Origin of the sequence: Streptomyces beigongshangae, from assembly GCF_019710745.1 — a bacterium.
GTDB classification, from domain to species: domain Bacteria; phylum Actinomycetota; class Actinomycetes; order Streptomycetales; family Streptomycetaceae; genus Streptomyces; species Streptomyces beigongshangae.
In genome coordinates, this window is the sequence record NZ_JAHKJW010000136.1 from 1 (window position 1) to 4,645 (window position 4,645).

Annotated in this window: 2 protein-coding genes; both read right to left on the reverse strand. The window is 74.7% G+C overall.

The genetic code is table 11. From position 1 onward, the window contains the following. On the reverse strand, positions 1-1,536 hold a 1,536-nt coding region (locus KM933_RS38305), incomplete at its 3' end, for a type I polyketide synthase (RefSeq protein ID WP_221362147.1). A gap of 32 nt (positions 1,537-1,568) precedes the next feature. After that, a partial coding sequence (locus KM933_RS38310; protein WP_221362149.1) for a type I polyketide synthase occupies positions 1,569-4,645 on the reverse strand: 3,077 nt, incomplete at its 5' end.

Below are 4,645 nucleotides of genomic sequence, written 5' to 3' on the forward strand. Positions count from 1 at the left end.
CATCAGTCCTGCCGCGACCGTCCCTGCATCCAGCTCAGGACGGGTCCGTACGAACTCGGCCAACTGCCGTGCCTGGGCGCGGGTGCCCTGCTCGTCGGCTCCGGAGATCAGTACGGGGAAGGGACCCTCGGACCGTGGAGCGGGGGTGTCGGAGGGTTCGGGAACGTGTTCCAGGATGACGTGGGCGTTGGTGCCGCTGACGCCGAAGCCCGATACGGCCGCCCGGCGGGGCCGGTCCGCCCGCGGCCACTCCTGTTCCTCGGTCAGCAGTTCCACCGCACCCGCCGACCAGTCCACCTGCGGTGACGGCGTGTCCACGTGCAACGTGCGGGGCAGCACTCCGTGCCGCATCGCCATGACCATCTTGATGACGCCGGCCACACCGGCGGCCGCCTGCGCATGCCCGATGTTGGACTTCAACGAGCCCAGCCACAGGGGACGTTCGCGGTCCTGCCCGTATGCCGCCATCAGCGCCTGCACCTCGATCGGATCGCCGAGCCGGGTGCCGGTGCCGTGGCCTTCCACCGCGTCGATGTCCGAAGGAGCGAGGTGGGCGGCGTCCAGGGCGTCGTGGATGACGCGTTGCTGGGAGGGGCCGTTGGGGGCGGTGAGGCCGTTGGAGGCGCCGTCCTGGTTGACGGCCGAGCCGCGTACCACCGCCAGGACCCGGTGTCCCAGCCGTTGCGCGTCCGACAGGCGCTCCACCAGCAGCACGCCCACGCCCTCTGCCCAGCCCGTGCCGTCCGCCGCCGCGCCGTACGCCTTGCAACGGCCGTCCTCGGCCATGCCGCGCTGCCGGGAGAATCCGACGAAGACGCTGGGCGTCGACATCACGGTGGCGCCGCCCACCAGGGCCATGGAGCACTCGCCTGACCGGAGGGCCTGGGCGGCCAGGTGCAGGGCGACCAGTGACGACGAGCACGCCGTGTCCACCGTCACCGCGGGGCCCTCGAAGCCGAGCGCGTACGACACCCGGCCGGTGAGCACGCTCGCCGAGCTGCCCGTCATCAAGTAGCCCTCGACGCCGTCGGGAACCGCGTCGACGCCGGTGGCGTAATCCTGGTTGAGGGTGCCGAAGTACACGCCGACGTCCTTGCCGTGCAGGGCGGTGGGGTCGATGCCGGCCCGTTCGAACGCCTCCCAGGACGTTTCGAGGAGCAGCCGCTGCTGCGGGTCCATGGCCAGGGCCTCGCGCGGGGAGATGCCGAAGAAGGCCGCGTCGAAGTCGCCCGCGTCGCGCAGGAAACCGCCCTCGCGGACGTAGCTGGTGCCGGGGTGGTCGGGGTCAGGGTCGAAGAGGCGGTCCAGGTCCCAGCCCCGGTCCTCGGGGAAGGCACCGACGGCGTCGCCACCGGCCGCCACCAGGTCCCACAGGTCCTCCGGGGAGGTGACACCGCCCGGCAGGCGGCAGGCCATGCCGACGATGGCGACGGGTTCCGTGCGCGCGGCCTCGATCCGGTCGAGCCGCTGCCGGGTCTCGTGCAGGTCGGCGGTCACCCGCTTGAGATACCGGACCAGTTTCTCGTCATTGTCCACCGGGGGTCACCTTCCTCTTCGCTCGTGGGCGTTCACTCGTGGGCGCGGCTGGGGTCCGACGGGCCGGCGATCCCGAACTCCTCGTCGATGAAGGCCAGGACGTCGTCGACCGACGCCGTGTCGAGCGTCGTCTGGATGCTGTCGGTGCCGTCGGCCGGTCCGGGGGCGACGGTGCTGAGCCGGGCCGCCAGCACCCGGAGCCGGGCGGCGGCGACGGTGTCCTTGGCCCGGTCGGCCGGGCGGGCCGCCACCAGGTCCTCCAGCCGTGCCAGCTCGTCCAGCAGCGGATCCTCCGCGGTGCCTGGGTCCAGCAGGGCGTTCAGGTGGTCGGCGAGTGTCACGGGTGTCGGGAAGTCGAAGGCGAAGGTGGCGGGGAGGCGCAGCCCGGTGCGGGCGAGGAGCCGGTCGCGCAGTTCGATCACCGTGAGCGAGTCGAAGCCGACGTCGGTGAAGGCCGCCCCGTGGCCGATGCGGCCGGCGGAGCTGTGGCCGAGGACGTGGGCCGCTTCCTGCCGGACCAGGTCGAGGAGGATCGCCTGCCGGTCGGCGGCGCCCACGCCGGCCAGCCGGGTGCTGAGCGCGTCCGCTCCGTCGGCCGGTGCCCGCCCGGCCCGCTGCCGCCCGCGCCGGGGCCGGGGGACCAGACCGCGCAGCAGCGGGGGGACCGGCCCGGCGGCGGCCTGGGCACGCAGGGCGCCCACGTCCAGCTTCATGGGGAGCAGCACCGGTGTGCCGCCCCGCAGCGCGGCGTCGAACAGCTCCATGCCCTCGGCCGCCGACAGCGGTGTCATGCCGTCGCGGGCGAGCCTGCGGCGGTCGGTGGCGTCGAGTCCGGCCGTCATGCCGGCGTCCTGGGCCCACATGCCCCAGCCGAGGGAGAGCGCCGGGAGTCCGCGGGCGGCGCGGTGCTGTGCCAGGGCGTCCAGGTAGGCGTTGGCGGCGGCGTAGTTGCCCTGTCCCGAACTGCCGAAGGTGCCGGCCGCGGAGGAGAAGAGGACGAAGGCGCAGAGGTCCAGGCCGGCGGTCAGTTCGTGGAGGTGGCGGGCGCCGTCCGCCTTCGGGCGCAGCACCGTGTCCATGCGTTCCGGTGCCAGCGCCGTCAGTACGCCGTCGTCCAGCACGCCGGCCGTGTGCACCACCGCCGTCAGCGGTGCGTCGGCCGGTACCCCGGCCAGCAGGCCGGCCACGGCCTCCCGGTCCCCGAGGTCGCAGGCGAGCACGTGGACGCGAGCCCCGGCCGCCTCCAGCTCCGCCGCCAGTTCGGCCGCGCCGGGCGCCTCGGGTCCGCGCCTGCCGGCCAGGACGAGGCTGCGCACTCCGTGCGTACGCACCAGGTGCCGGGCCACCACCGCGCCGAGCGACCCCGTGCCGCCCGTGACGAGCACCGTGCCGTCGCCGATCGGCGTGCCGCGGGTCCCGGGCGCCTCATCCGGAGTCTGGGCGCGCACGAGCCGGCGCAGGAAGCACCGTCCCTCGCGGACCGCGGCCTGTGTCTCGTCGGCGGCGAACAGGGCGGGTACGAGCGTGCTCAGTGCCGTGCGCGACGACGGCGCGTCGTCGATGTCGACCAGGGCGACGCGTCCGGCGTTCTCCGACTGCGCGGTCCCGGCCAGACCCCACAGGGCGCCGAGCGCGGGGTCGACGTCCTCTCCCGGTGCCACGGCCACCGCGCCCCTGGTGACCACGGCCAGCCGCGTGCCGTCCAGGGCCGGTTCGGCCGACCACGCCTGGACGACGGCCAGCAGGCGGCCGGTCAGGTCGCGCAGGGCGCCGGGTTCCGTCAGCTCGACCGTCAGCGTGCCGGTGAGGCCGCCGCCGCGTGCGGCCAGTGCGCGCACGTCCGCCGCCGTGCCGACCGACACCGTCACGGAGTCCGTCACGGGCTCCGTGACGTGGTCCAGGGCGGCCGGCGCCGCGGGCGCCGTCTCCTCCCAGTCCGGGCGCAGCAGGTGCTCGGCGGCCCGGCCGCCGGCGAACCGCGCGGGCTCGACCGGGCGGGACACCATCGAACCCACGGACGCGACGGGGGCGCCGGTCCCGTCGGCCAGGTGCAGGGTCATGCTGTCCCCGCCGGTCGGAACCACCCGTACCCGCACGGCCGTGGCACCCGTGGCGTGCAGGGTGACGTCGCGCCACACGTAGGGCAGCGCCGTGTGCGCGCCGGTACGGTCGGCGCGGTGCTGGAAGTCGGCCGCGTGCAGGGCGGCGTCGAGGAGCGCCGGGTGCAGTCCGAAGGCCGCCGCCCGGTCCTCGTGGTCGTCGGGCAGGGCCACCTCGGCGTACACCGCGCCGTCCGCGCGCCAGGCCGCCCGCACCCCCTGGAACACCGGCCCGTAGCGGTACCCGGCCTGCTCCAGACGGTCGTACAGTCCCTCGACGTCCGCCGGATCCACGGCCACCGCACCGACCGGCGGCCACACCGACAGGTCCACCGCCTCCGGCGTCGTACTCGGCGTCGTATCCGGTGTCGTCCCCGGCGTGGATACCGGACGCAGCGTCCCGGAGACGTGGCGGACCCAGGAGGCGTCCGCGTCCTCGGTCCGCGAGTGCATCCGTACCGTGCGCCGGCCGTCCTCCCCGGCCGCCCCCACGCTCACCCGCAGCCGCACCCCGGTGCCCTCGGCCAGCGGCAGCGGTGTCTCCATGACCAGTTCCTCGACGGCACCGCAGCCGACCTCGTCACCGGCCCGCACGGCCAGTTCCACGAACGCCGCACCGGGCAGCAGTACCGTCCCGGCCGCGACGTGGTCGGCCAGCCACGGATGGGTGGCCAGGGACAGCCGGGACGTGAACAGCACCTCCTCCGACTCCGGCACCTCCACGACCGCGCCCAGCAACGGGTGACCGGTCTCCTCCAGGCCCGCCGCCGTCACGTCGCCGGCCGCCGCGCCGTCCGCCGTCAGCCAGTAGGTCTCCCGCTGGAACCGGTAGGTCGGCAGGTCGGCCGCGTCGGCGTCCGTCCGGCCCAGCAACGCGGACCGGTCGACCGGTACACCCCGGGTGTGGCACACGGCCAGTGCCGTGAGGACGCTGCGTACTTCGTCGTTGTCGCGGCGTAGTGCGGGGATGAGGGTGGTGTTGTTGTCGGGGTCGAGGTTTTCGCGGGTCA